Here is a 23,540-nt window from a genome sequence, read left to right on the forward strand (position 1 = left end):
CCCGACCGGCGATCCGGGGGGCGCGACGCGCGACCCGATGGCGGGGCCGGGCGAGCCGGCCGGCAGCCCGCCGACGCCTTCGCCGGCCCCGCTCGGGGACGGACAGGATGTCGACCCCGAACCGGTGACCCGCGAGCTGCCCGCCGCCGGCCCTCCGCAGTGGCCGGCCGAGAGCCCGCGTACCGACGGGGACGTGCCCGGCCACGACGAGCGCTCGACGGGCTGACGGCGACGGTGCGGGACGCCAGCGGCGACGCATATGCTGGCTGGCGGAGATCCCGCCTCCGCCGGCCGGCCCACCCGTGGCGCCCGACTGTCCGCCGGTCGCGGCGCGACGCCAGACGCGCCGCGACCGGACGGCCGTAGCCACCGGCGCTCCCGGTCGCAGGGGCCCGCCCGCGGCCCGGCCGGCCAGGTCCCACCACGTCCCGCCTCTACCTCGTCAGGAGCCCGCCCGACATGACCGAGTCCCCCGCCGTGCGTACCCCCGGGCTGCCCGGCCCGGTCCGCGTCGGCGAGCGCGCCGCCCGTACCCTCGTCGCCGAATTCGCCCGCCGCAACGACCCGAAGGCCGGCCTGCTGGTCGGCGCGGCCCCGGAGTCCGCGGTACTGGCCGCGGCGATCGACGCGCTGCTCCCCGGCGACCGGCTCACCGTCGTGCCGGCCGAGGGCTGCGCCGCCGCCGCGCTCCGCGCGCATGTGGCGGCCCAGGGCCCCTGGGTCGCCGACCGGGTACGGGTCGCCGACACCCTCGCCGAGGCGGACGCCGCCGAGTTGGTCATCGCCGCCGAGGCGTTCACCGGCACCGCCGCCGAGACCCGGACGGCCGTCGACGGGCTGTCGAAGTACCTCACCGAGGGTGGTGTGCTGAGCGTGGCCGCGCCGCTCTTCCGCACCGAGGGCGCCGGTGCCGAGTTGGACCGGCAGGGCCTGCTGCACGGTGTGCGCACCGACCTGGTGCTGCGCAACTCCCCGCCGGTCCGGGTGCACCATCTCCGCTTCACTCCGGCGGCCGTCGCGCTCGCCGCCCAGCTCTCGCCCGCGTACCGGCCGTCGAGCGTGCCGCTCACCAGGAGCATGCACATCGACTCCAACGGCGTGGCGGCCGCCGGGATCAGCCTCGGCCTGGCCGCGCTCGCCCGGGTGGCCCGGCCGAAGTCGAAGCTCTGGCTACTGCCGGCGCTGGCCGCCGCCCCGGTGGCCGCGTTCTTCCGGGACCCGGAGCGGGACGTGCCGGAGGACCCGGCGGCCGTGGTGGCCGCGGCGGACGGCAAGGTCCTCTCGGTGCAGCGGCTGCACGACGAGCGCTTCGGCGACGGCGAGTGGCTGCGGATCGCGGTCTTCCTCTCCGTGCTGGACGTGCACGTCAACCGCTCCCCGGTGGCCGGCAAGGTGGTTGACTACTTCGTCGCGGACGGCGGGTTCGTCAACGCGATGAAGCCGGACGCCGAGCACAACGTCGCGGCGTACACGGTGCTCGACACCGAGCACGGCACGGTGGTGGTCGCGCAGCGCACCGGCCTGATCGCCCGGCGGATCGTGCAGCGGGCGCCGGTCGGCGCGCTGCTGGCCCGGGGCGAGCGCTTCGGCCTGATCCGGTTCGGCTCGCGCACCGACGTCTACCTGCCGGCGGACGCGGCCGAGCCGCTGGTGGGGCCCGGCGACAAGGTGGTCGGCGGCTCGACCGTGATCGCCCGCTGGAGCTGATCCCCGGACGCGAAGAAGGGGCGCCGCTCGTCGCGGCGCCCCTTCTTCGTCGGCAGGAGTCAGGCGGTGCGGCGCTGGTGCAGCCACAGCAACGGGCCGCTGGCCAGGTAGCCCAGCACCACGAGGGCGAAGGTGAGCCGGATGTCGACCAGCGCGCCGACCACCGGGGCGAGCCAGAGCCACGGCGGCAGCTTCACCAGCCGGGCGAGCTTCGCGTACGGGAAGCTGGAGACCATGGCGAAGGCGAGCAGCGCCACCCCGCCGACCAGCACCCGGCCGGAGACCGGCACCCCGATCGCCACGGTCAGGGCCAGCACGGCCGCCGCCATGGTGGTCGGTACGCCGGAGAAGAACCGGCCGTCCTTCGGTGAGACGTTGAACCGGGCGAGCCGGATCGCGGCGCAGGCCGCGACCAGGGCGCAGGCGACCGCGGCCGCCGCCGGCCGGACCGAACCGGCGAGTGAGGCGTAGACCACCACCGGGGCGGCGATGCCGAACGAGCACATGTCGGCCAGCGAGTCCATCTGGGCACCGAACGGGCTGGCCACCCCGAGCTTGCGGGCGAGCGCGCCGTCCAGCCCGTCGAACGCGACGCAAGCGATCAGGCAGAGCGCCGCCGTGCGGACCTGGCCCCCCATGGCCAGGAAGATCGCCAACATGCCGAGCATCACGCTGCTCAGGGTGCAGGCGTTGACCAGGGCGAACTTTGCTCGACGAGCGGCGCTGCGCTCGCCGGGCAGCAGGGGGATCGACATCGCCGGCGCCTCGTCGGCCACCGCCGCGGGGGCCAGGGCCGGGCTGACCGGCATCACCGCCTCGACCTCCGAATCGAGTCGACCGTAGCGAAGACGCTGGCGATCGGTCCGGCGGTGGTCGGGGGCGACCAGGTCGGTCGCGGGTGCCGTACCGGCATCCCGCCGGCCCACCCGGACCAGCAGCACCTGGCGGGCGAATGTACTGCTGCGGCGCAACCCGCCCGCCCATCGACGCCCTGCGGGGCGCGGGCTGTCAGTCGTACGACGCCGGCGCCATGGGGCTCTCGGCACGTTTCCTCCATCACCGGATCGGCTGGCCGCCAGCGGGGCGGGTGTCCGGCTGTCTCGTGCCGGGCCTTTCTGGCCCGGCAGCCCGTTTGCGGAGTACACCATTGCACAGGGGAAGGGGGCTTGGCGATAGCTGCCGGCGCTACTTATAACTCCCTTAACCGCGCGAACCGCTCAGGTCTTCCCATCGCGGGCGTCATCGCCCGTTTTCCATCGGCCAACCCCGACTTCCGACTCTACCGGAGCCACCCCACCCGACCGGACGAGCGCCCGTCACCTGCCCCGGCACCCGGTTGCCAGGGCCGCCACCCCGGTCATCGGCAGGTCGCTGACCTGCTCCGATGCGAACCAGGCGGCCCGGGCGGTGGAGCCGCCCGCGAGTTCGGTCACCACCGCCTCGGTCGGGGCGTCGACGCGTACCCGGTAGATCACCCGGACGCCGTGCCAGTCCAGCGGTCGCCCCTCCGGGCCGAGCGCGGCGGGATTGTGCAGGTTGTCCACGGCCAGCAGGTCGACCACCCGGCCGAGCTGGCCGGCCTCCTCCACCAGCTCGCGCAGCAGCCCGGCCGCCGGCTGCTCGCCGTGATCGGTGCCACCGCCAGGCAGGTGCCAGAGCCCGGCCCCCGGATACCCGTCGGCGATCATGGTGAGCAGCACCCGCCCGACCGGATCGGTGACCATCCCGTACGCGGCGAAGCGCTGCCGGCGGTCGACGGCGGCCGGGGCGGGCGGCAGGGCCCGGGGCAGGTCGGCCGGCAGGGGGAGGACGGGAATGCCGAGCAGCTCGGCGGTGAACGGCATCAGCCGCAGGCCGGCCGCCTCGTCCGGCGTGAACCAGCCCAGTTCGTCGCTGCCCCCGGCCGGCTCGGGGCGGAGCGCGCCGCCACGCGCCTCGACGTCGAAGACCAGCCGGTCGGTGTGCACCGCGACGCCCGCGTCCCGGAAGACGGCCACGTCCGCGACGGCGGCCCGGATCGCGGCCACCGCGACGGCGAGCCCGGTCTCCTCGGCGAACTCGCGTACCACGGCATGCTCCGGGTGCTCCGCGTGCTCGATGCCGCCACCGGGCAGCTGCCACACCCCCGGGTACGGGCACCCGGCCGACCCGCGGGCCAGCAGCACCCGCCCGCGCTCGTCCCGCAGCACTCCGTACGCCCCGATCCGCCGCCGCTCCTCCACCAGCCCGCCTCCGCTCACTCACCCCGTCGATCATGAGGTTAGCGGCACCGGGACGGTCATACCGCCGACCTCATGATCAACGGACGGGCGGGCGAGGGGTCAGATGAGTTGGGCGGCCTGGACGGCTTCGGCCGTCACCTCGGTCAGGCGGTCGGTGGGGAGGGCGCCGAGCTCCTCCCGGCGGAACCAGCGGGCCTCGCAGGTGGAGCCGCCGACGTCCGCCACCGTGGGCGGGGCCGGCTGGTCGACGACCACCCGGTAGAAGGCGCGTACGCCGTGCCAGTCGATCGGATAGCCCTCCGGACCGAGCGAGGCGGCGTCCCGGTGGCTGGCCACGCCGAGCAGCTCGACCAGGCGGCCGGTCTGCCCGGTCTCCTCGACCAGCTCACGGATCAACGCGGCGCCCGGCTGCTCGCCGTAGTCGGTGCCGCCACCGGGCAGGTGCCAGCACCCGGCGCCCGGATAGCCGTCGGAGACCCGGGTGAGCAGCACCCGCTCCTCCGGGTCGGTCACCACCGCGTACGCGGCGAAGCGCTGCGCCCGGTGCAGCCCGTCCGGGCCGGGGACCGCGTAGAACGAGGGGAACTCCGGGACCTCTTCCGGCACCACGTCGGCGGTGGCGGAGGGCAGGCCCAGGGCGCGCGCGGTGAACGACCGCAGCGGCAGTTCCCGGGCCTCGTCCAGGCTGACCCAGCGTGCCAGGTCGGTCGGGCGGTCCACCCGGTCGGTGAGCGTCCCGCCGCGCACCGAGACCGTGTAGAGCAGGCGATCGGTGTGGATGGTGATGCCGCGCTCGGGCAGCGCCCGCATGTCGGCGATCACGTCCTGAAGGCCGGAGACCGCCACCGAGAGGCCGGTCTCCGCCGCGGTCTCCCGGACGACGGTGTGGTTCGGGTCCTCACCGTGGTCGACCGCCCCGCCCGGCAGGGACCAGGTGCCGGGTGTGCCGGAGCGCCCCGATGCGCGAACCAGCAACACTCGGTCGTCTGAATCGGCACAAACTGCGTATGCCGCGATCCTGCGCAGCGGCTCCAGCGAGGTGGTCACGGGAGGAAATTCTCCCCCGGTGCGGTTACCGCCATCGAAAAGAGTCGGATTCCTGACTCTTGGCTGGCGTCTCAGGGATCGGTCAGGGTATGACTCCGGGCGGTCACCGAGGCCCCGGCCGGCCCGACGCGGGACTGTTGAGGCATGACCTACCCCAGCACCCCTCAGGCCCCGTACAAGCAACTCCGCCGGCCCGTCACCGACCGTATGGTCGCCGGTGTGTCCAGCGGCCTCGGCCGCTACTTCGCGGTCGATCCCACCCTGGTCCGGGTCGGCTTCGCCATCGCCACCATCTTCACCGGTGGGCTCGCCGCGCTGGCGTACCTGGTCATGTGGTTCCTGATGCCCGAGGAGCCGAGCGGCGCACCCGCGTGGCCGCACCCGCCCGGCACCACCCCCGGCTGGCCCCCGGTCCCGCCGACCGCGCCGATGCCGCAGCCGGCGGCCACCCAGCCGGGACCGACCCCGCCGGCCACGCCCACGGCGGAGGCCGGGCCGGCGGCTCAGCCGCCGACCCCGCCCGCGGCGGCCTGAGCCGGGATCACTCCCACTCGATGGTGCCCGGCGGCTTGCTGGTCACGTCCAGGACCACCCGGTTGACCTCGGCCACCTCGTTGGTGATCCGGGTGGAGATCCGGGCGATCACGTCGTAGGGCAGCCGGGACCAGTCGGCGGTCATCGCGTCCTCGCTGGAGACCGGGCGCAGCACCACGGGATGCCCGTAGCTGCGCCCGTCGCCCTGCACGCCGACGCTGCGCACGTCGGCCAGGAGCACCACCGGGAACTGCCAGACATCCCGGTCCAGGCCGGCGGCGGACAACTCCTGCCGGGCGATCAGGTCGGCCTTACGGAGCACGGCGAGCCGCTCCTCGTCGACCGCGCCGACGATCCGGATGGCCAGCCCCGGCCCGGGGAACGGGTGCCGCCAGACCATCGCCTCGGGCAGCCCGAGCTGGAGGCCGAGCGCACGGACCTCGTCCTTGAAGAGCGTACGCAGCGGCTCGACCAGGGCGAACCTCAGGTCCTCCGGCAGGCCGCCGACGTTGTGGTGGCTCTTGATGTTGGCGGTGCCGGTGCCGCCACCGGACTCGACCACGTCCGGGTAGAGGGTGCCCTGCACCAGGAACTCGACGTCGCCGTGCGAGACGATCTCCCGGGCGGCGGCCTCGAAGACCCGGATGAACTCCCGCCCAATGATCTTGCGCTTCTGCTCGGGGTCGGTCACCCCGGCCAGGGCGGCGAGGAAGCGCTCCCGGGCGTCGACCACCTTGAGCCTGATGCCGGTGGCCGCGACGTAGTCCTTCTCCACCTGCTCGGCCTCACCGGCGCGGAGCAGGCCGTGGTCGACGAAGACGCAGGTGAGCTGGTCGCCGACCGCCTTGTGCACCAGCGCCGCGGCGACCGAGGAGTCGACGCCGCCGCTCAGCGCGCAGATGACCTCCTTGTCGCCGACCTGCTCCCGGATCCGGGCCACCTGCTCGTCGATGATGTTCTCGGGCGTCCAGGTCGGCTCGATGCCGGCGATGTCGTAGAGGAAACGGGTGAGCATCTCCTGCCCGTGGGCGGTGTGCCCGACCTCCGGGTGGAACTGCACGCCGGCCCGCCGGCCGGTCAGGTCCTCGAACGCGGCGACCGGCGCGCCGGCCGACTCGGCGGTGACCGTGAAACCGGCCGGCGCCTCGGTGACGCAGTCGCCGTGGCTCATCCACACCGGCAGGTCGTCCGGAAGGTCGCGGAGCAGCACGCCGGCCTCCGGGCGGGCGTGCAGCGGGGTGCCGCCGTACTCCCGGTTACCGGTCCGGGCCACCGTGCCGCCCAGCGCCTGGGCCATCGCCTGGAAGCCGTAGCAGATGCCGAAAACCGGGACACCGGCGTCGAACATGCCGGCGTCGAACTGCGGGGCGTCCGGCGCGTAGACGCTGGCCGGGCCGCCGGAGAGGATGATCGCGGCCGGATTCTTCGCCAGCATCTCGGACACCGGCATGGAATGCGGGACGATTTCCGAGTAGACCCTCGCCTCACGTACGCGGCGCGCGATGAGCTGGGCGTACTGGGCTCCGAAGTCCACTACGAGGACGGGGCGAGGGGTGCTCATGCGCAGCAAGCCTACCGACAGTCACCGGAGGTCCGGGCGCGCCCCGGCCGGGTTGTGCCGTGAGGTGGATGACAGGCCCTCCTAACGCAGCGCGGCGGGGGCGTGCCCGGGGACGGCGGGATGGCGCGGGGCGACCGGGGCCAGGCGCCGGTACGCCGACCCGAGCGGCGGGCGTGGGTCCTTCTCGCCCCGATTGGGCCAGTACGACATGGCCCGCTCGGCCTGGGCGGTGATGGTCAGCGACGGGTTGACCCCGAGGTTGGCCGACACCGCCGCGCCGTCCACCACGTGCAGCCCCGGGTGCCCGTAGACCCGGTGGTACGGGTCGATCACCCCGCGCTCCGGGGTGGCCCCGATCACCGCGCCGCCGAGGATGTGCGCGGTCATCGGGATGTTGAACGGCTCGGTGAGCGCGCCGCCCGGCGTACCGCCGATCTCCTCGGCGAGCAGCCGGGCGGCCTGGTTGCCGGCCGGAATCCAGGTCGGGCTGGGCACGCCGTGCCCGGGGCCGGAGACCAGCCGCCGACCGAACACGCCCCGCCGGAGCCGGGTGGTGAGCGAGTTGTCCACCGACTGCATGACCAGGGCGATCACGGTCCGCTCGGACCAGCCGCGGACGGAGAGCATCCGGGCCGCGAGCCCGGGCTGCCGGAGGATGCTGCCCAGCCAGCGCCAGGCCCGGTGCGGGCCGCCGTCGACCAGCAGCGACTGGAGCAGGCCCATCGCGTTCGAGCCCCGGCCGTAACGGACCGGCTCGATGTGGGTCTGCGGATCCGGGTGGAAGGAGCTGGTGATCGCCACCCCCTCGGTGAGGTCGAGCCCGCGCCGCCGGGCCTGACGGGGGGCGACCGAGGCGCCGAGGATCGCCTCCGAGTTGGTCCGGGTCAGCTCGCCGAGCCGGGGCGACAGCCCGGGCAGCGCACCGGTGGCCCGCATCTCGTGCAGCAGCCGTTGGGTGCCCAGCGCACCGGCCGCGAAGACCACCTGGTCGGCGTGGATCACCTGGCGCCGCCGGCGCAGCCAGGCTCCGGTGCGTTCGGTGTGCACCGCGTACCCGCCGTCGGTAGCCGGCCGTACCGCGGTCACCGTGGTCAGCGGATGCACCCGGGCACCCAGCCGCTCGGCCAGCCAGAGGTAGTTCTTGACCAGGGTGTTCTTCGCGCCGTACCGGCAACCGGTCATGCACGAGCCGCAGTGGGTGCACCCGGCGCGGTCCGGCCCGGCCCCGCCGAAGTACGGGTCGGCCACCCGCTCGCCGGGCCGGCCGATGTGCACGCCAACCGGGGTGGCGTGGAAGGTGTGCCCCACCCCCATCCGCTCGGCCACCGCCCGCATCGCCCGGTCCGCGCCGGTGACGATCGGGTACGTGGTGACGCCGAGCATCCGCTTCGCCTGGTCGTAGTGGCGGGCCAGTTCGTCGCGCCAGTCGGTGATGTCCCGCCACTGCGGGTCGGCGTAGAACGCGTCGAGGGGCTCGTAGAGGGTGTTCGCGTAGACCAGGGAGCCACCGCCCACCCCCGCCCCGGAGAGCACCAGGACACCGCCGCCCGCCTGCCGGTCGGCCGAGCGCAGCAGGTCGATCCGCTGGAGGCCGTAACAGCCGAGCCTCGGGGCCCACAGGAAGCGCCGGACCCGCCAGGACGTCTCCGGAAACTCGTCGTCGGCGAAACGCCGGCCGGCCTCCAGAACGCCGACGGTGTAGCCCTTCTCGGCCAGGCGGAGCGCGGTGACACTGCCACCGAAGCCGGACCCGACGACGACCACGTCGTACCGCATGAACGCATCATTACCGATGAGTAGCCATAGCGCCAGCAAGAGATTTTCACGGATCATCCAGAGCGCTCGACGATGCGGGGACCGGGCGGGCGAACGCCCGGCGCCCCCGTGACACGGTCGAGCGACACCCGGGGGAAGGGGCCCACGATGACCGGCGCGAGGCCGAGACGACGGTGGCTGCTGGGGCTGGCCGCCCTGGTCGCCGTACTGCTGGTCGCCGCCGGCGCGGTAGTGCTCGCCCGGCTGGCCTCCCAACCGGGCCCCGAGGGGTCCCCGGGCCCGGTCGCCGCACCCACCTCGCCCACCGGCGCGCCCACCCCGACCCCGGCCAGCCCCACCCCGCCGCCGGGGGCCGACCTCACCGGTCCGCTGAACCTGCTGCTGGTCGGGGTGGACACCCGGGTCAGCGTGCCGGGCTGGGAGCCGCACGCCGACGCGGTGCTGGTGCTGCACGTGCCGGCCGGGCTGGACCGCGCGTACCTCTTCTCCCTGCCCCGCGACCTGGTGGTGGACATCCCGGCCTACCCGAAGGCCGGCTACCCGGGCGGCCGGACCAAGCTGACCCACGCGATGAGCTACGGCAGCCGGGTGCCCGGCGACAAGGGTCACCCCAGCACGGCCCAGGGGTACGAGCTGTTGCGCACCACGGTCAGCAAGTACACCGGCCTGCGCATCGACGCGGGCGCGGTGATCACCTTCGGCGGCTTCGACAAGCTGGTCGACACCCTCGGCGGCGTGGACCTCTACGTCGACCAGCGGGTCGCCTCGATCCACCGCCGTCCCGACGGGCGGATGAGGAACCTGACCGGCAGCACCTACACCGGACCGCAGATGGTCTACGAGAAGGGCAACCGGCACCTGACCGGCTGGCAGGCGCTGGACTACGCGCGGCAGCGCTACACGGCCGGCGGCGACTACACCCGGCAGCGCCACCAGCAGCAACTGATCCGGGCGCTGGCCCGGAAGATCCTCGACCAGGGGCTGGCCCGGGACCCGGCCCAGGTCGAGCAGGTGGCGGACGCCCTCGGCGACACCCTGGTGTACGTCGGTGGCGGACGCCGGCTGGTGGAATTCGCGTACGCCCTGGGCGGACTCTCCGCGGACGCCTTCGTCCTGGTCGGGCTCCCCGGCGACGCGGTCGGCAGCGGCGGCTCCTACCGGGGCGAGCAGCTCCTGCCGGTGGGCCGGCAGTTCCTCACCGCCCTACGCGACTCCACCGCCGACACCTTCCTGGCCGCGCACCCGAAGCTGCGCGTGCAGACCTGACCCCGCCTTGATTGCAGGGGCCCCCTGCTATGCAGCAGGCGTTAACAGGGGGCCCTTCCTTACAGCGCCTTGGGGGCGGCAGGGCGGTCGGTGCCGTAGAGCCAGGCGTCGAAGACCTTGCCGAGCTTCTTGTGCGAGATCCGCTCCGCGTGGGCCACGAACTCGGCCGTGGTGGCGTTGCCGTTCCTCTTCTCCGCCGCCCAGGTCCGCAGGATGGCGAAGAAGTCGGCGTCCCCGACGGCCACCCGGAGCGCGTGCACGGCCATCCCGCCCCGGTCGTACACCGAGCGGCTGAACAGGTTCGCCACCCCCGGTTTCCCCGGCGGCGTACGCCAGACCTGCCCCGTCGCGGTGGCGTACTTCTGCTCGAAGGTGTGCTGCACGGTGGACTGGCCGGTGTGCTCGGCCCACAGCCACTCGGCGTACGTGGCCAGGCCCTCGTTGAGCCAGATGTCCTGCCACTTCTGCAACGACACGCTGTTGCCGAACCACTGGTGGGCCAGTTCGTGCGCGACCACCCCGGTGTTGTCGCCCTGGCGGAAGAAGCTGGCCGCGTAGACCGGACGGCTCTGCGCCTCCAGCGCGTACCCGATCCGGTCGTCGGCGACCACCACGCCGCCGTACGCCTCGAACGGGTACGGCCCGAAGACGCTCTCCAGGTAGTCGGCGACCTCGGTGGTCCGGGCGATCGACCGGTCCGGGGCGCCCTCGGCCACCTTCGTGGTGACCGCGCTGTACACCGGCCGTCCCTTGTGTTCCCCAGTGGTCACCCGGAACTTCCCGATCACCACGGTGGTCAGATAGCTGGCCATCGGGGAGCCCTCCGACCAGGTCCAGGTGGTCCAGTTGCCCTTGGTGGTCCGCCCCTTCGGGACACCGTTGCTGACCGCGGTGAGCCCCTTCGGCACGGTGATCTCGAAGTCGTAGGTGGCCTTGTCGGACGGGTGGTCGTTGACCGGGAACCAGGTGCTCGCCGACTCGGGCTGGCCGAGCGCGATCGCCCCGTCCGAGGTGTGCAGCCAGCCGCCCCCGCCGAGCACGGTGTTGTCCAGCGCCGCCGGCTCGCCGTCGTACCGGATCTCGGCGACGAAGCCGTTGCCGGCGGTGAGGCCGGTGGCCGGGGTGACGACCAGTTCGTCGTCGGTGCGCGCGTGGCTGGCCCGGGCCCCGTTCACGGTGACCGACCGCACGGTCAGCCCGGCCAGGTCCAGGTTGAACGCGGAGAGGTCACCGGTCGCGGTGGCCCGCAGCGTGGTGGTGCCGGTGAGCCGGTTCTTCCCCGGGTCGTAGCGGATCTGGACGGTGTAGTGGGCGACGTCGTAGCCGCCGTTGCCGTAGCTCGGGAAGTACGGGTCGCCGGCCCCGGCCGCGCCGGGCGCGAAGCTCCGGGTGCTGATCGGCGTGGGCTGCGTCGTCCCCGGGTCGGGTCGCTCCACGCCGGTCGAGCCGCAGCCGGCGAGCAGCAGCGTGCCGGAGACCAGCAGCCCCAGCCGTCGTCGTCCGCCTCGCAGCGCCAGCACCATCGCCTCGACCCCTCCTCGGGCACGACCGTCGCGGCCCGGCCGCTCCGCCCGCGGCAGCCTACCGAGAAACGATCACGTGCGCGTCACGGCAGGGCGGGCGCGGTGGCGCCGGCCAGCCAGGCGTCGAACAGCGGGCGTAGCGGGCGGCCGGCGACCCGCTCGGCGTACCCGACGAAGTCCGCGGTGGTGGCGGTAGCGTCCCGCCGCTCGGCCAGCCACCCGCGCAGGATCCGGAAGAAGGTCTCGTCGCCGACCGCGCGGCGTAGCGCGTGCACGGCCAGTGCGCCTCGCTGGTAGACCGCGTCGCCGAACATCGCCGCCCGGCCCGGGTCCACCGACGGCTTCGTCCAGTCGGTCACCGCGTACCGGTCGGCGAAGGCCCGCGCCGCGCTGCGGACGCCGTCGTGCTCGTTCCAGAGCCATTCCGCGTACGTGGCGAAGCCCTCGTTGAGCCAGATGTCGCGCCACCGGGACAGCGAGACGCTGTCGCCGAACCACTGGTGGGCCAGCTCGTGCGCGACCACCTCCGTGTTCGGCCGGCCGTCGCGGAAGAAGCCCGGCCCGTAGACCGGGCGGGTCTGCGTCTCCAGCGCGTACGAGATGCGCTCGTCGGCGACCGCGATCCCGCCGTACGCGTCGAACGGGTACGGCCCGAAGCGGTCGGCCAGGAAGTCGGCGATCTCGCCGGTACGCGCCAGCGCGGCAGCCGCCGGCCCGTCCGGCGGCAGCCCGGCGGCGACCGCGGTGACCAGTGGTTTCCCGGCGTGCGTACCGGTCGAGACCCGGTAGTGGCCGATCACCAGGGTGGCCAGGTAGCTGGCCATCGGGGAGCCCTCGGACCAGCGCCAGGTGGTCCAGCCGTCCTGGCTGGTCCGTCCCCCGGGCACCCCGTTGCTCAGCGCGGCGAGCCCGTCCGGGACGGTCACCTCGACGTCGTAGGTGGCCTTGTCGGAGGGGTGGTCGTTGACCGGGAACCAGGTGCTCGCCGACTGGGGCTGGCCGAGCGCGATCGCCCCGTCCCCGGTGGCCTGGAAGCCGCCGTCGCCGAGTTCGCTGGAGAGCGGTCGCGGCACGCCGCCGTACGCCACCTCGACGGTGAACCGCTTCCCCGCCGGCAGGCCGTGCGCCGGGGTGACCACCAGCTCGTTACCGTCACGCCGGTGTTTCGCCGGGGCGCTGTCGACGCGTACCCGGTCGACGGTGAGGCCGGCGAGGTCGAGGTTGAACCGGGACAGACCGCTGGTGGCGGTGGCGGCGACGGTGGCCTGGCCGGTGAGCCGTTTGCCGGCCGGGTCGTAGCGGACCTTCAGCGCGTAGTGGTCGACGTCGTAGCCGGCGTTGCCGGCCCCCCGCACGTACGGGTCACCGACATCCCCCGCCCCGGCCCGAAACCGCCCGTCGTGGTCCCCGGTGCACCCCGCGCCCAGCACGGCGACACCCAACACCACCCCCGCCGTACGCCACCCCCGCCCCCGCACAGGCCGAGCCTAAGCCGGCACACCGCGGCGATCATGGAGTTGCGGCAGATGACGAACCGGAAGATCCGGGGCGTTCCGAAAGCCACAACTCCATGATCGGCGGCAGGGTCAGCGGTCCAGGACCAGGCCGACCTTCTGGAATTCCTTGAGATCGCGGTAGCCGCACTTGGCCATCGCGCGGCGCAGGCCACCGAAGAGGTTGAGCTGGCCGTCCGGCTCGTCGGCCGGGCCGAAGAGCAGCTTCTCCATCGAGCCGAGCGGCTCGCCGGCCACCTCGAACGCGCCCCGGGGCAGGGACGGGTGGCTGGCCGCCGAGTGCCACCAGGCGCCGCCGGCCGGGGCCTCCTCGCAGAGCGAGAGCGGCTCGCCGAGCATCACCGCGTCGGCGCCGCAGCCCAGCGCCTTGGCGATGTCGCCGGAGGTCTGGATGTCGCCGTCCGCGATCAGGTGCACGTACCGGCCGCCGGTCTCGTCCAGGTAGTCACGGCGGGCCGCGGCGGCGTCGGCGATGGCGGTGGCCATCGGCACCCGGATGCCGAGCACCGACTCGGTCGTCGACCAGCCGTCACCACCGACGCCGACGATCACCCCGGCGGCACCGGTACGCATCAGGTGCAGCGCGGTCTTGTAGTCGGTGCAACCGCCGACGATGACCGGCAGGTCGAGGTCGGCGATGAACTCCTTGAGGTTCAGCGGCTCGTCGGTGGTGGAGACGTGCTCGGCGGAGACGATGGTGCCCTGGATGACCAGGATGTCCACGCCCGCGTCGAGGATCACCGGGGCGAGCGCGAGGGTGTGCTGCGGGGAGACCCGGACGGCCACCGTGCCGCCGCCAGCCCGCAGCTCGCGAACCCGCTCGGCGATCAGCTCGGGGCGGATCGGCTCGGCGTAGACCTCCTGGAGCCGCCGGGTGGCCGGAGCCTCCTCGTCCAGGCCGGCCAGTTCCTCCAGCACCTTGGTCGGGTTCTCGTACCGGGTCCAGAGGCCCTCGACGTTGAGCACGCCGAGGCCGCCGAGCTGGCCGAGCCGCACCGCCGAGGCGGGACTCATCGTCGCGTCGGACGGGTGCCCGACGCAGGGGATGCCGAACTGGTACGCGTCGAGCTGCCACGCCGTGGAGACGTCGTCGACGTCCCGGGTGCGGCGGCTCGGCACGATGGCGATGTCGTCCAGGTGGTAGCCGCGTTGCGCGGTCTTACCCAGCCCGATCTCGACCACGTCACGCATGGGGGACTCCAGGTGTTTGGGGGGGGAAGGTCAGCGAGTGTGGTAGTTCGGCGCCTCGACGGTCATCTGGATGTCGTGCGGGTGGCTCTCCTTGAGCCCGGCCGCGGTGATCCGGATGAGCTGGCCACGCCGGTGCAGCTCGGGGATGCTCTCGGCGCCGGCGTACCCCATGGCGAGCCGCAGCCCGCCGACGAGCTGGTGGGCGACCTGGGCCAGCGGGCCCCGGTAGGGCACCTGGCCCTCGACGCCCTCCGGGACCAGCTTCTCGTCGCTGGTCACGTCCTGCTGGAAGTAGCGGTCCTTGGAGTACGACTTGGCCTGGCCACGGGACTGCATCGCGCCGAGCGAGCCCATCCCCCGGTACGCCTTGTACTGCTTGCCGTTGATGAAGATCAGCTCGCCGGGGCTCTCCTCGCAGCCGGCGAGCAGGCTGCCGAGCATCACCGTGTCGGCACCGGCGACCAGGGCCTTGGCGATGTCGCCGGAGTACTGGATGCCACCGTCGCCGATCACCGGCACGCCGGCCGGGCGGGCCGCCCGCGCGGCCTCCATGATCGCCGTGATCTGCGGCACGCCCACCCCGGCGACGATCCGGGTGGTGCAGATGGCCCCCGGGCCGACGCCCACCTTGACGCCGTCCGCGCCCGCGTCGACCAGCGCCTTCGCGCCGGCGTACGTGGCGACGTTGCCGCCGACGATGTCGATCGCGACGTCCTTCTTGAGCCGGGCGACCATCTCCAGCACGGCCCGCTGGTGGCCGTGGGCGGTGTCCACGATCAGCACGTCCACCCCGGCGTCGACCAGGGTGCGGGCCCGCTTGTACGAGTCCTCGCCGACGCCGATCGCGGCGGCGACCTGGAGCCGGCCGGCGGAGTCCTTGGTGGCGTTCGGATACTGCTCGCTCTTGGTGAAGTCCTTGACCGTGATCAGCCCACGCAGCTTGCCCGAGTCGTCGACGATCGGCAGCTTCTCCACCTTGTGCTGGCGCAGCAGGCCGAGCGCCTCGTCCTTGCTCACCCCGACCGGGGCGGTGACCAGCGGGGTCCGGGTCATGATCTCGCGGACCGGGGTGGCCGGGTCGGAGACGAAGCGCATGTCGCGGTTGGTCACGATGCCGACGAGCTGGCCCTGACCGTCGACCACCGGCACACCGGAGATGCGGTAACGCCCGCAGAGCGCGTCGACCTCGCGGAGGGTGTCGTCCGGGCTGGCGGTCACCGGGTTGGTGATCATGCCCGACTCGGAGCGCTTCACCAGGTCGACCTGGAGCGCCTGGTCCTCCACGGAGAGGTTGCGGTGCAGCACGCCGATGCCGCCCTGGCGGGCCATGGCGATCGCCATCCGCCCCTCGGTGACCGTGTCCATCGCGCTGGACAGCAGCGGAACGGTCAGCTCGACGTTGCGGGTGAGCCGGGTGCGGGTGTTGACCCGGCTGGGTACGACGTCCGACTCGCCGGGCTGGAGCAACACGTCGTCGAAGGTCAGCCCGAGCGGCACCACCCGGGCCGAGCCGGCCGGCAGCTCGGGCAGGTGACCGGCCAGTTCGCCGCCGTCGACGCCGGCGGGAAGGTCGGTGCTGGGCGAATTCTCCACGATTGCTCCCCTGAGCTGGTTGGACGGGTTTTGGCGAGGCGGCGCGCGCGGGCACCGGTGGGCGCCGCGTGACGGCGCATCGCTTCATCGTACCCACTGCGCTGCGCCGGCCTGGGCAGCGGCGGGCCGGGGGTAGGCCCCGCCACAGGTGCCCCAGGGGCGGACTTTCCGGTGTGTCGGGGTCTACGGTGAGGGGGTGCACGACGAGCCCATCGACCCCTTCAACGGCGACCCGGCCGATCCGGCTGCCGGCCTGCACGACCCGCGCGAGGACGACCCGCTCGACCCGCTGACCGAGGTCGAGCGGCAGGACGTCCTGGAGGATCTGGCCGACCTGGAGATCTACCAGGCCCTGCTCCAGCCGATCGGGGTGCGCGGGCTGGTCATCGAGTGCGAGGACTGCCGCGAGCCGCACTACTTCGACTGGGACCTGCTCCGGGGCAACCTGCGCCACCTGCTCGACTCCGGCCGTCCCCGGGTGCACGAGCCGGCGTACGACCCGGACCCGGACCACTACGTGAGCTGGGACTACGCCCGGGGCTACGCGGACGGCGTGCACGACACCCTGACCGAGGGCACCGAGGACGACGCCCCCGCCGAGGGCTGACCGGCCGGCTCAGGCGACCAGGCCGGCGCGGAAACCCGCTGCCACGGCGTGCGCCCGGTCACGGGCGCCCAGCTTGCGGAAGAGCCGGCGGGCGTGCGTCTTGACGGTGTCCTCGGAGACGAACAGCTCCCGCCCGATCTCCGCGTTGCTCTTGCCCTCGGCCATGCCGAGCAGCACCTGGAGTTCCCGCTCGGTAAGCCCGACCGCGCTGCGGGCGTTGGCGCGCTGCTGCGGGCCGTTGGCCGGGGCCGACTCCGGTTCGCCGCCGGCCGGGTCGGCCGGGTCGTCGCCGCGCTGCGCCGGGACCATGGTGGGGGCGCCCTCCGCGGGGCCCGCCGACCAGGCCGGCCCGCCCTGGGTACGTCCCGGTGCGGCCGGGCGGGCCGACCCGCCGACGGCGGCGGCGTCCCGGGCCGGGTCGGTGACCCGGTGCCGGGCCGGTCGCCCGGGGGCGGCGAGCAGCAGCAACGCCTTCGCGACCGCGCTGGTCAGATCGTGGTCGGCGCCCTGGATGAGCCCTCGCGCGCCGGCGCTGATGGTGGCCGCCGCCGCCTCCGACTCCTCGACGCCGAGCAGCAGCACCGCGGCCTGGGGCGCGCGGGCGAGCACCCGGCGGACGAAGCCCGCGCTGTCCGGTCGGGTGAGGGCGGTGTCGGCGAGCACCACGTCGACCGGGCGCTCGGCGAGCCGCAGCATCACCTCGGGATCGGAGACCGCCGTCCGGACCGCTCCGGACAGCCCGAGCCGCGCCGCCGCGGAGGTCAGGTGCTGGGCCGCGAGTGGTGTCCGAACGCACACGAGAACGCTACGCACAGTGGTCTCCTCTCCGCCTCAGAGCAGACCACGACGGGGTCGGCCAGGGAGGAGGTTCCGGGCAATCATCCGAACTTTTCCGGCAGATGGGGCATATGCCGCAAGTTGTCCGAGGTTTCGATCACAGATGTGTGAGCGCGGGAGCGCCGGGGTACCGAGGGGCCAGGCCGGAACGGTGGCCCGCGCGGACCGCCGCGCGGGAGGAGGGGTGCTGATGTCGAACGTACGCAGACTGCCTGGACCCATCATCGACCTCTGGGACTGGCAACGGCTCGGCGCCTGCCGCGGACGGGACAGCGCGCAGTTCTTCCACCCGGACGGTGAACGCGGCTCGTCGCGCCTGCGCCGCGAGTCCGGCGCCAAGGCCGTCTGCCGGACCTGCCCGGTACGGGCAGAGTGCGCCGCGCACGCCCTGTCGGTCCGCGAGCCGTACGGCGTATGGGGCGGCTTCAGCGAGTCGGAGCGGCTGCGCCTGCTCGCCCTCGGCTGGGAGGACCTGGCCGACCGCCGGCAGGCCCGGGTCGACGTGGCCCGGCTGGAGGCCCGCCTCGGCGCGCCGCACAAGTCCACCGTGCCGCAGCAGCAGCGCAGGATCGCCTGACCGGCCGGCCTCCGCCCGGGTGCCGCGCCCCGCTCCTCACGCGCCCGAGCCAGTGGCCGCCTGCCACGGGCCACGGAAAGTGCGTTTCCTCGCTTCCGAGCTGATGTCACAAACGATTCGACGTCCAGCGACGCTGACGCCGGGACAGCCGATGCCCAGAGTCCTGACCCCGGTCCCGCGGGGGCGGACCGGGTCTCCGTCCCTGGGCGGTCCGGGCGCCGAAAGCCGCGGTGAATCGTTTACGACATCAGGTCCAAAGGGGGTTGAGGGGACATGGTCCGCCCGCGCCGCGACCGCAGGCAGGCCCGGGCTCAGGCCACCGTGACCCGGACGGTGTGCCAACCGGTGGCCCCGTCCGGCGCGACCGGGCGGCTCTCCTCCGGCTGCGTCGCGCCGTCGGCGTCGGTGGCCCGCACCTGGAGAGTGTGCTCGCCCGGGCCGGCGTCCCAGCGCCACGACCACTGCACCCAGGTGTCCAACGAGACCGCCGGGGCGAGCGTCGCGTCCTGCCAGGGGCCACCGTCGACACGTACCTCGACCTGCTGGACGCCCCGATGCTGTGCCCAGGCCACCCCGGCGACCATGACCGGGCCGGCGGTGAGCCGGTTGCGCGGGCGGGGCGTGTCGATCCGGGACTGGGTCTTGATCGGCCCCTGCGCCGCCCACCCGCGTGGCACCCAGTACGCGTCGAAGTCGGCGAAGCTGGTCAGCTCCAGCTCGGTCACCCACTTGCACGCCGAGACGTAGCCGTAGAGCCCGGGGACGACCATGCGTACCGGGAAGCCGTGCTCGACGGGCAGCGGCTCGCCGTTCATCCCGATCGCGAGCAACGCGTCCCGCCCGTCGCGCAGCACCGCCGTCGGGGTGCCGCAGGTCCAGCCGTCGACCGAGCGGCCGACCACCTGGTCCGCGCCCTCCTCCGGGTCCGCCTCGTCCAGCACTTCCCTGATCGGTACGCCCAGCCACCGCGCGTTGCCGATCAGGTCCCCGCCCACCTCGTTGGAGACGCAGGCCAGGGTCACGTACCGCTCGACCATCGGCCGGGCGAGCAGGTCGGCGAAGCTCAGCTCGATCGGGTTGCGCACCCGGCCGTGGATGCGCAGCCGCCAGGTCGCCGGGTCCACCTGCGGCACCACCAGGGCGGTGTCGATCCGGTAGAAGCCGCTGTTCGGGGTGACGTAGCGGGCGAGCCGGGCCAGCGACAGGTCCGCGCCGGCCGGCACCGCCGGGGCGGGGGCGGACGGCGTGGGCAGGACGATCGCCTGGCGGGCCGCCGACACCCCCCGCCGGCCGGCCAGCCAGTGCCCGCCCACCCCGGCCACCGCCGCCGTGCCGGCCAGCGCGCCCACACCGCGCAGAAACCGCCGCCGGCCGTCGGGGTCGGCCTCGGAGTGTTTTTCGTCCAGGTCGCGCGCGGAGGGCGGGGACCAGGCCCACAACTCGGGCGAGAGCGGGCCGGCCAGCAGCAGCCAGAGCGTCAGCCCGCCCAGCCCGGCCCCGACCAGCGAGGGCAGCGCGTCGAAGGCGTCCGCGCCGGCCCGGGTCAGCGCGGCGGCCGCCCCGAGGGCGGCGAACGCGGCGATGCCGGCCAGGCCGATCGCCAGGCGCCGGGCCGCCAGCACGCCGACCAGCGCGGCGAACGCGGCCAGCAGCACCGCCGTCCCGACCAGCAGAGCGATCTTGTCGGACGTGCCGAAGAGCGCGATACCGAACCGCTTGAGCGGCTCGGGCACCAGGTCGACGACGAGCCCGCCGACCGCGATCAGCGGTGCCGAGCGGGGGCCGGTGAGGACGGCCACCGGTTCGGCGACCCCGATCGCCACGGCCGCGGCGGTGATCCCGGCCAGCGCGGCATGACCACGGGAGGGATTGCTCACACCCTCAGTGTTGTCGATCGGAGCGGCCCTCCGCCATCCACGTCGGCGTTCCGCGACAACACGGATCAGGGCACACCGCCCCGCGAGGCGGTGTGCCCTGATCGGCTGCCGTTACGCCCCTGGGATCAGAAGCCCGGGCCGTGCTGGTGGCCGTGCCCGTGCCCGTGGCCGTGGCCACCGGCGGCGGCCGGCTCGGCCTTCTCCGGCTTCTCCACCACCAGGCTCTCGGTGGTGAGCAGCAGGCCGGCGATCGAGGCGGCGTTGGTGACCGCGTTGCGGGTCACCTTCACCGGGTCGAGGATGCCGGACTTGACCAGGTCGACGTACTCGCCGACGGCGGCGTCGAGGCCGTTGCCCCACTCCTGGCCGGCGACCTTCTGCACCACCACGTAGCCGTCGTGGCCGGCGTTCTGGGCGATCCAGCGCAGCGGCTCGACCAGCGCCTTGCGCACGATCGAGACGCCGACCTTCTCGTCACCGGTCATACCCAGGTCGTCGTCGAGCACCGGCAGGATCTGGGCCAGGGCGGCGCCGCCACCCGGGACCGTACCCTCCTCGACCGCGGCCTTGGTCGCGGCGATGGCGTCCTCGATGCGGTGCTTGCGCTCCTTCATCTCGACCTCGGTGGCCGCGCCGACCTTGATCACGGCGATGCCACCGGAGAGCTTCGCCAGCCGCTCGGCCAGCTTCTCCCGGTCCCACTCGGAGTCCGAGGCCTCGATCTCCTTGCGGATCTGGGCGACCCGGTCGGCGACCTCACTCGCCTGGCCGGCACCGTCGACGATGGTGGTGTTCTCCTTGTCCACCACCACGCGGCGGGCGGTGCCGAGCACCTCCAGGCCGACCTGGTCGAGCTTGTAGCCCAGCTCGGGGGCGACCAGCTCGGCACCGGTCAGGATCGCCATGTCCTGGAGCATCGCCTTACGGCGGTCGCCGAAGCCGGGGGCCTTGACCGCGCAGACCTTGAGGGTCTTGCGGATCGCGTTGACCACCAGCGTCGACAGCGCCTGGCCCTCGACGTCCTCGGCGATGATCAGCAGCGGCTTGTTGTTCTGGAGGACCTTCTCCAGCAGCGGCAGCAGCTCCTCGATCGCCGAGATCTTCTGCGTGGTGATCAGGATGTACGGGTCCTCCAGGACCGCCTCCTGCCCCTCCACGTCGGTGACGAAGTTCGGCGAGATGAAGCCCTTGTCGAACTGGAGGCCCTCGGTCACGTCCAGCTCGGTGACGAGCGCGGAGCCCTCCTCGACGGTGATGACGCCGTCGCGGCCGACCTTCTCCATCGCCTCGGCGATCAGCTCGCCGATGGTGGCGTCCTGCGCGGAGATCGTCGCGACGTGCGCGATCGACTCCTTGTCGGCGACCTCGACGGCCTTGTCGAGCAGCGCCTCGGAGACCTTCCGGGCCGCCGCGTCGATGCCCCGCTTGAGGCCGGTCGGGTTGGCCCCGGCGGCCACGTTGCGCAGGCCCTCGCGGACCATCGCCTGGGCCAGCACGGTCGCGGTGGTGGTCCCGTCGCCGGCGACATCGTTGGTCTTGGTCGCCACCTCCTTGACCAGCTGCGCGCCGAGGTTCTCGTACGGGTTGGTGAGCTCGATCTCCTTGGCGATGGTCACGCCGTCGTTGGTGATCGTGGGCGCACCGAACTTCTTGTCCAGGACGACGTTGCGCCCGCGCGGGCCGAGGGTGACCTTGACCGCGTCGGCGAGGGCGTTGACGCCGTGCTCCAGCAGGTGCCGGGCGTCGTCCGAGAAGCTGAGGATCTTCGCCATCAGTATCCCTTCGAAGCGACGTTGCCCCGGCCCGGCGAGCCGGACCGGGGCAACGACACTGATCGGTTGCTTACTTCTCGATGACCGCGAGGACGTCGCGGGCGGAGAGCACCAGGTACTCCTCGCCGGCGTACTTGACCTCGGTGCCGCCGTACTTCGAGTACAGAACGGTGTCGCCGACCTTCACGTCGAGCGGCACGCGGTTACCCTTGTCGTCGATCCGGCCCGGGCCGACAGCGAGGACGGTGCCCTCCTGCGGCTTCTCCTTGGCGGTGTCGGGGATCACGATGCCCGACGCCGTGGTGGTCTCAGCCTCGTTCGCCTGGACCACGATCCGGTCCTCGAGCGGCTTGATCGCAACCTTGGTCGCGGTAGTCACGGGCATACCCTCCTGGGGTACTGGTTTCGTTGCCGGTCGGCGTGCCGACCGGCGTCAATCTGCCACATGCCACCGGGCGGGGCCGTCGTCGCGGGTGCCGGTCCGCCTGGCGTTCAACCCCCGGACACCTGGGCCCGGGCGTTGGCACCCTCAGGGTGAGAGTGCTAATCGCAGGTTATGCCTCGGCTAGCACTCCGTCAAGGAGAGTGCCAACGTGTCGCGCTCGGCCGCGATGATTCACGCCAACCCCCGCCGCCCAGGTGCCAGGCCGGCCGTGACAATGGCCGGGTGGATCTCGACCAGCTCGCCGCCCTGCGTACCCCCGAGGGGTCGGCCGCGCTCGCGGCGGCCGCCGAGGTCGCCGGCGGCGATCCGCTGGCCGCGGCGGCCCGGCTCCGCGCGGCCGGAGTCCCGGCCGGGCTGGCCGCCGCCGCGCTCACCCAGGCCGAGCTGCGCCGCCGGGCGGCCGGCAAGTTCGGGCCGGAGGCCGCCGGCATGTTCCTCACCCGCCCCGGGCTGGAGCAGGCCACCCGCCGGGTGGTCGCCGACCGGCGGGCCGCACGGCTGCGCGCCGCCGGGGTCCGTACCCTCGCCGACCTGGGCTGCGGTCTCGGCGCGGACGCGCTCGCCGCCGCCCGCGCCGGCATCCGGGTGTACGGGGTGGAGGCCGACCCGGTGACCGCCGCGATGGCCGCCGCGAACGCCGAGGCGGTTGGGCTGGCCGAATTGTTCACCGTGGAGTGCGGGGACGCGACGGCGTTCGACGTCACCCGGGTCGAGGCGGTCTTCTGCGACCCGGCTCGCCGGGCGGCCGGCACCGGCCGCCGGATCTTCGACCCGAACGCCTACTCGCCGCCCTGGGACTTCGTCACCGGGCTGGCCGAGCGGGTACCGCGCACCGTGGTCAAGGTGGCCCCGGGACTGGACCACGCGCTGATCCCGGCCGGCGCCGAGGCCGAGTGGGTCAGCGTCGCCGGCGACCTGGTCGAGGCCGCCCTCTGGTGCGGCGCGCTGGCCGAGGTCCCCCGCCGCGCCACGCTGTGCAAGGAAGGGCCCCCTGTTAACGCCTCCGGTAGAGCAGGGGCCCCCTGCAATCAGCTCACCGGCAGCGGCAACGCCGAGGCGACCGTCGGAGCCGTCCGGCGGTATGTGTACGACCCGGACCCGGCAGTGGTCCGCGCGCACCTGGTCGCCGAGCTGGCCGCGGAACTGGACGCGACCCTGGCCGACCCGAGCATCGCCTACCTCTACGCCGACGCTCCCGTGGCCACGCCGTTCGCCCGGGGCCTGGCGGTCACCGACGTGTTGCCGTTCTCGCTGAAGCGGCTGCGCGCCCTGCTCCGGGAGCGCCGGGTGGGCCGGGTGGAGATCCTCAAGCGCGGCTCGGCGCTGGAGCCGGAACGGCTGCGCCGGGACCTAAGGCTGGCCGGCGAGGCGGCGGCCAGCCTGGTGCTGACCCGGGTGGCCGGCGCGCCGACCGTGCTGATCTGCCAGCCGCTGTCCGGCTGAGCGGCGGTTTTCGGCTCGCCCGCCGCTCCGGCGCCGGGCTAACTTGTC

The 23,540-nt window shown here is 73.5% G+C and carries 19 protein-coding genes; 6 read left to right on the top strand and 13 right to left on the bottom strand.

Features of this window, described 5'->3' with window-relative positions; translation table 11 throughout:
• Positions 1-459: 459 nt before the first annotated feature.
• Positions 460-1,707, top strand: coding sequence for a phosphatidylserine decarboxylase (locus GA0070604_RS27500; RefSeq protein WP_091124924.1), 1,248 nt, complete (start codon positions 460-462; stop codon positions 1,705-1,707).
• 59 nt (positions 1,708-1,766) lie between these two features.
• On the opposite strand, the gene GA0070604_RS27505 is transcribed toward GA0070604_RS27500, so the two are convergent.
• From GA0070604_RS27505 to GA0070604_RS27515, 3 genes are all read right to left on the bottom strand, one after another.
• Positions 1,767-2,678 carry a CDP-alcohol phosphatidyltransferase family protein gene (locus GA0070604_RS27505; protein WP_091124927.1) on the bottom strand — a complete coding sequence of 304 codons (912 nt, stop codon included), beginning with the start codon at positions 2,676-2,678 and terminating at the stop codon, positions 1,767-1,769.
• 345 nt (positions 2,679-3,023) lie between these two features.
• Positions 3,024-3,929: an NUDIX hydrolase gene (locus GA0070604_RS27510; RefSeq protein ID WP_091127456.1), complete on the bottom strand. Its 906-nt coding sequence runs from the start codon at positions 3,927-3,929 to the stop codon at positions 3,024-3,026.
• Positions 3,930-4,028: 99 nt separating this feature from the next.
• On the bottom strand, positions 4,029-4,976 hold the full coding sequence (locus GA0070604_RS27515) for an NUDIX domain-containing protein (protein WP_091124930.1): 948 nt from the start codon (positions 4,974-4,976) through the stop codon (positions 4,029-4,031).
• 144 nt (positions 4,977-5,120) lie between these two features.
• Here GA0070604_RS27515 and GA0070604_RS27520 point away from each other — a divergent pair, with 144 nt between their 5' ends.
• Positions 5,121-5,510, top strand: a complete 390-nt coding sequence (locus GA0070604_RS27520) for a PspC domain-containing protein (protein WP_091124933.1) — start codon at positions 5,121-5,123, stop codon at positions 5,508-5,510.
• 7 nt (positions 5,511-5,517) lie between these two features.
• On the opposite strand, the gene guaA is transcribed toward GA0070604_RS27520, so the two are convergent.
• Together guaA and GA0070604_RS27530 are read right to left on the bottom strand one after the other, a co-directional pair.
• Positions 5,518-7,071 (bottom strand): glutamine-hydrolyzing GMP synthase, encoded by a 1,554-nt coding sequence (gene guaA / locus GA0070604_RS27525; protein WP_091124936.1) that lies wholly within the window; start codon positions 7,069-7,071, stop codon positions 5,518-5,520.
• Positions 7,072-7,152: 81 nt separating this feature from the next.
• A complete protein-coding gene (locus tag GA0070604_RS27530; RefSeq protein ID WP_091124940.1) occupies positions 7,153-8,847 on the bottom strand; it encodes an FAD-dependent oxidoreductase in 1,695 nt (564 codons plus the stop codon).
• A 147-nt stretch (positions 8,848-8,994) separates the two neighbouring features.
• Here GA0070604_RS27530 and GA0070604_RS27535 point away from each other — a divergent pair, with 147 nt between their 5' ends.
• Positions 8,995-10,113, top strand: coding sequence for an LCP family protein (locus GA0070604_RS27535; RefSeq protein ID WP_091124945.1), 1,119 nt, complete (start codon positions 8,995-8,997; stop codon positions 10,111-10,113).
• A gap of 59 nt (positions 10,114-10,172) precedes the next feature.
• On the opposite strand, the gene GA0070604_RS27540 is transcribed toward GA0070604_RS27535, so the two are convergent.
• The 4 genes from GA0070604_RS27540 to guaB form a co-directional block, all read right to left on the bottom strand.
• Positions 10,173-11,636: a M1 family metallopeptidase gene (locus GA0070604_RS27540; RefSeq protein WP_167363586.1), complete on the bottom strand. Its 1,464-nt coding sequence runs from the start codon at positions 11,634-11,636 to the stop codon at positions 10,173-10,175.
• An 83-nt stretch (positions 11,637-11,719) separates the two neighbouring features.
• Positions 11,720-13,114: a M1 family metallopeptidase gene (locus GA0070604_RS27545; RefSeq protein WP_244162098.1), complete on the bottom strand. Its 1,395-nt coding sequence runs from the start codon at positions 13,112-13,114 to the stop codon at positions 11,720-11,722.
• 108 nt (positions 13,115-13,222) lie between these two features.
• Positions 13,223-14,341 (bottom strand): GuaB3 family IMP dehydrogenase-related protein, encoded by a 1,119-nt coding sequence (locus GA0070604_RS27550; RefSeq protein WP_091124950.1) that lies wholly within the window; start codon positions 14,339-14,341, stop codon positions 13,223-13,225.
• Between the two features lie 30 nt (positions 14,342-14,371).
• Positions 14,372-15,934 carry an IMP dehydrogenase gene (gene guaB, locus GA0070604_RS27555; RefSeq protein ID WP_091124953.1) on the bottom strand — a complete coding sequence of 521 codons (1,563 nt, stop codon included), beginning with the start codon at positions 15,932-15,934 and terminating at the stop codon, positions 14,372-14,374.
• A 196-nt stretch (positions 15,935-16,130) separates the two neighbouring features.
• Between guaB and GA0070604_RS27560 the strand changes: the two genes are divergently transcribed.
• Positions 16,131-16,541 (top strand): DUF5319 domain-containing protein, encoded by a 411-nt coding sequence (locus GA0070604_RS27560; RefSeq protein WP_091124957.1) that lies wholly within the window; start codon positions 16,131-16,133, stop codon positions 16,539-16,541.
• Between the two features lie 9 nt (positions 16,542-16,550).
• On the opposite strand, the gene GA0070604_RS27565 is transcribed toward GA0070604_RS27560, so the two are convergent.
• Complete coding sequence (locus GA0070604_RS27565; protein WP_091124961.1) at positions 16,551-17,354, bottom strand: helix-turn-helix transcriptional regulator; 804 nt, start codon at positions 17,352-17,354, stop codon at positions 16,551-16,553.
• Positions 17,355-17,568: 214 nt separating this feature from the next.
• Here GA0070604_RS27565 and GA0070604_RS27570 point away from each other — a divergent pair, with 214 nt between their 5' ends.
• Positions 17,569-17,955, top strand: coding sequence for a WhiB family transcriptional regulator (locus GA0070604_RS27570; protein WP_091127459.1), 387 nt, complete (start codon positions 17,569-17,571; stop codon positions 17,953-17,955).
• Between the two features lie 311 nt (positions 17,956-18,266).
• On the opposite strand, the gene GA0070604_RS27575 is transcribed toward GA0070604_RS27570, so the two are convergent.
• From GA0070604_RS27575 to groES, 3 genes are all read right to left on the bottom strand, one after another.
• Positions 18,267-19,832 carry a molybdopterin-dependent oxidoreductase gene (locus GA0070604_RS27575; protein WP_091124965.1) on the bottom strand — a complete coding sequence of 522 codons (1,566 nt, stop codon included), beginning with the start codon at positions 19,830-19,832 and terminating at the stop codon, positions 18,267-18,269.
• A 125-nt stretch (positions 19,833-19,957) separates the two neighbouring features.
• Positions 19,958-21,604: a chaperonin GroEL gene (gene groL / locus GA0070604_RS27580; RefSeq protein ID WP_091124968.1), complete on the bottom strand. Its 1,647-nt coding sequence runs from the start codon at positions 21,602-21,604 to the stop codon at positions 19,958-19,960.
• A 70-nt stretch (positions 21,605-21,674) separates the two neighbouring features.
• Positions 21,675-21,989 carry a co-chaperone GroES gene (groES, locus tag GA0070604_RS27585; protein ID WP_089005269.1) on the bottom strand — a complete coding sequence of 105 codons (315 nt, stop codon included), beginning with the start codon at positions 21,987-21,989 and terminating at the stop codon, positions 21,675-21,677.
• A gap of 282 nt (positions 21,990-22,271) precedes the next feature.
• Between groES and GA0070604_RS27590 the strand changes: the two genes are divergently transcribed.
• Positions 22,272-23,492: a THUMP-like domain-containing protein gene (locus GA0070604_RS27590; protein ID WP_091124971.1), complete on the top strand. Its 1,221-nt coding sequence runs from the start codon at positions 22,272-22,274 to the stop codon at positions 23,490-23,492.
• Positions 23,493-23,540: the final 48 nt, after the last annotated feature.

The organism is Micromonospora eburnea, from assembly GCF_900090225.1.
GTDB lineage: Bacteria > Actinomycetota > Actinomycetes > Mycobacteriales > Micromonosporaceae > Micromonospora > Micromonospora eburnea.

Coding starts and splice junctions, on each gene's coding strand:
- GA0070604_RS27530 (WP_091124940.1), bottom strand. CDS start 8,847: ATGCGGTACGACGTGGTCGTCGTCGGGTCCGGCTTCGGTGGCAGTGTC.
- GA0070604_RS27535 (WP_091124945.1), top strand. CDS start 8,995: ATGACCGGCGCGAGGCCGAGACGACGGTGGCTGCTGGGGCTGGCCGCC.
- GA0070604_RS27520 (WP_091124933.1), top strand. CDS start 5,121: ATGACCTACCCCAGCACCCCTCAGGCCCCGTACAAGCAACTCCGCCGG.
- GA0070604_RS27570 (WP_091127459.1), top strand. CDS start 17,569: ATGTCGAACGTACGCAGACTGCCTGGACCCATCATCGACCTCTGGGAC.
- GA0070604_RS27550 (WP_091124950.1), bottom strand. CDS start 14,341: ATGCGTGACGTGGTCGAGATCGGGCTGGGTAAGACCGCGCAACGCGGC.
- groES (WP_089005269.1), bottom strand. CDS start 21,989: ATGCCCGTGACTACCGCGACCAAGGTTGCGATCAAGCCGCTCGAGGAC.
- GA0070604_RS27500 (WP_091124924.1), top strand. CDS start 460: ATGACCGAGTCCCCCGCCGTGCGTACCCCCGGGCTGCCCGGCCCGGTC.
- GA0070604_RS27540 (WP_167363586.1), bottom strand. CDS start 11,636: ATGGTGCTGGCGCTGCGAGGCGGACGACGACGGCTGGGGCTGCTGGTC.
- groL (WP_091124968.1), bottom strand. CDS start 21,604: ATGGCGAAGATCCTCAGCTTCTCGGACGACGCCCGGCACCTGCTGGAG.
- guaA (WP_091124936.1), bottom strand. CDS start 7,071: ATGAGCACCCCTCGCCCCGTCCTCGTAGTGGACTTCGGAGCCCAGTAC.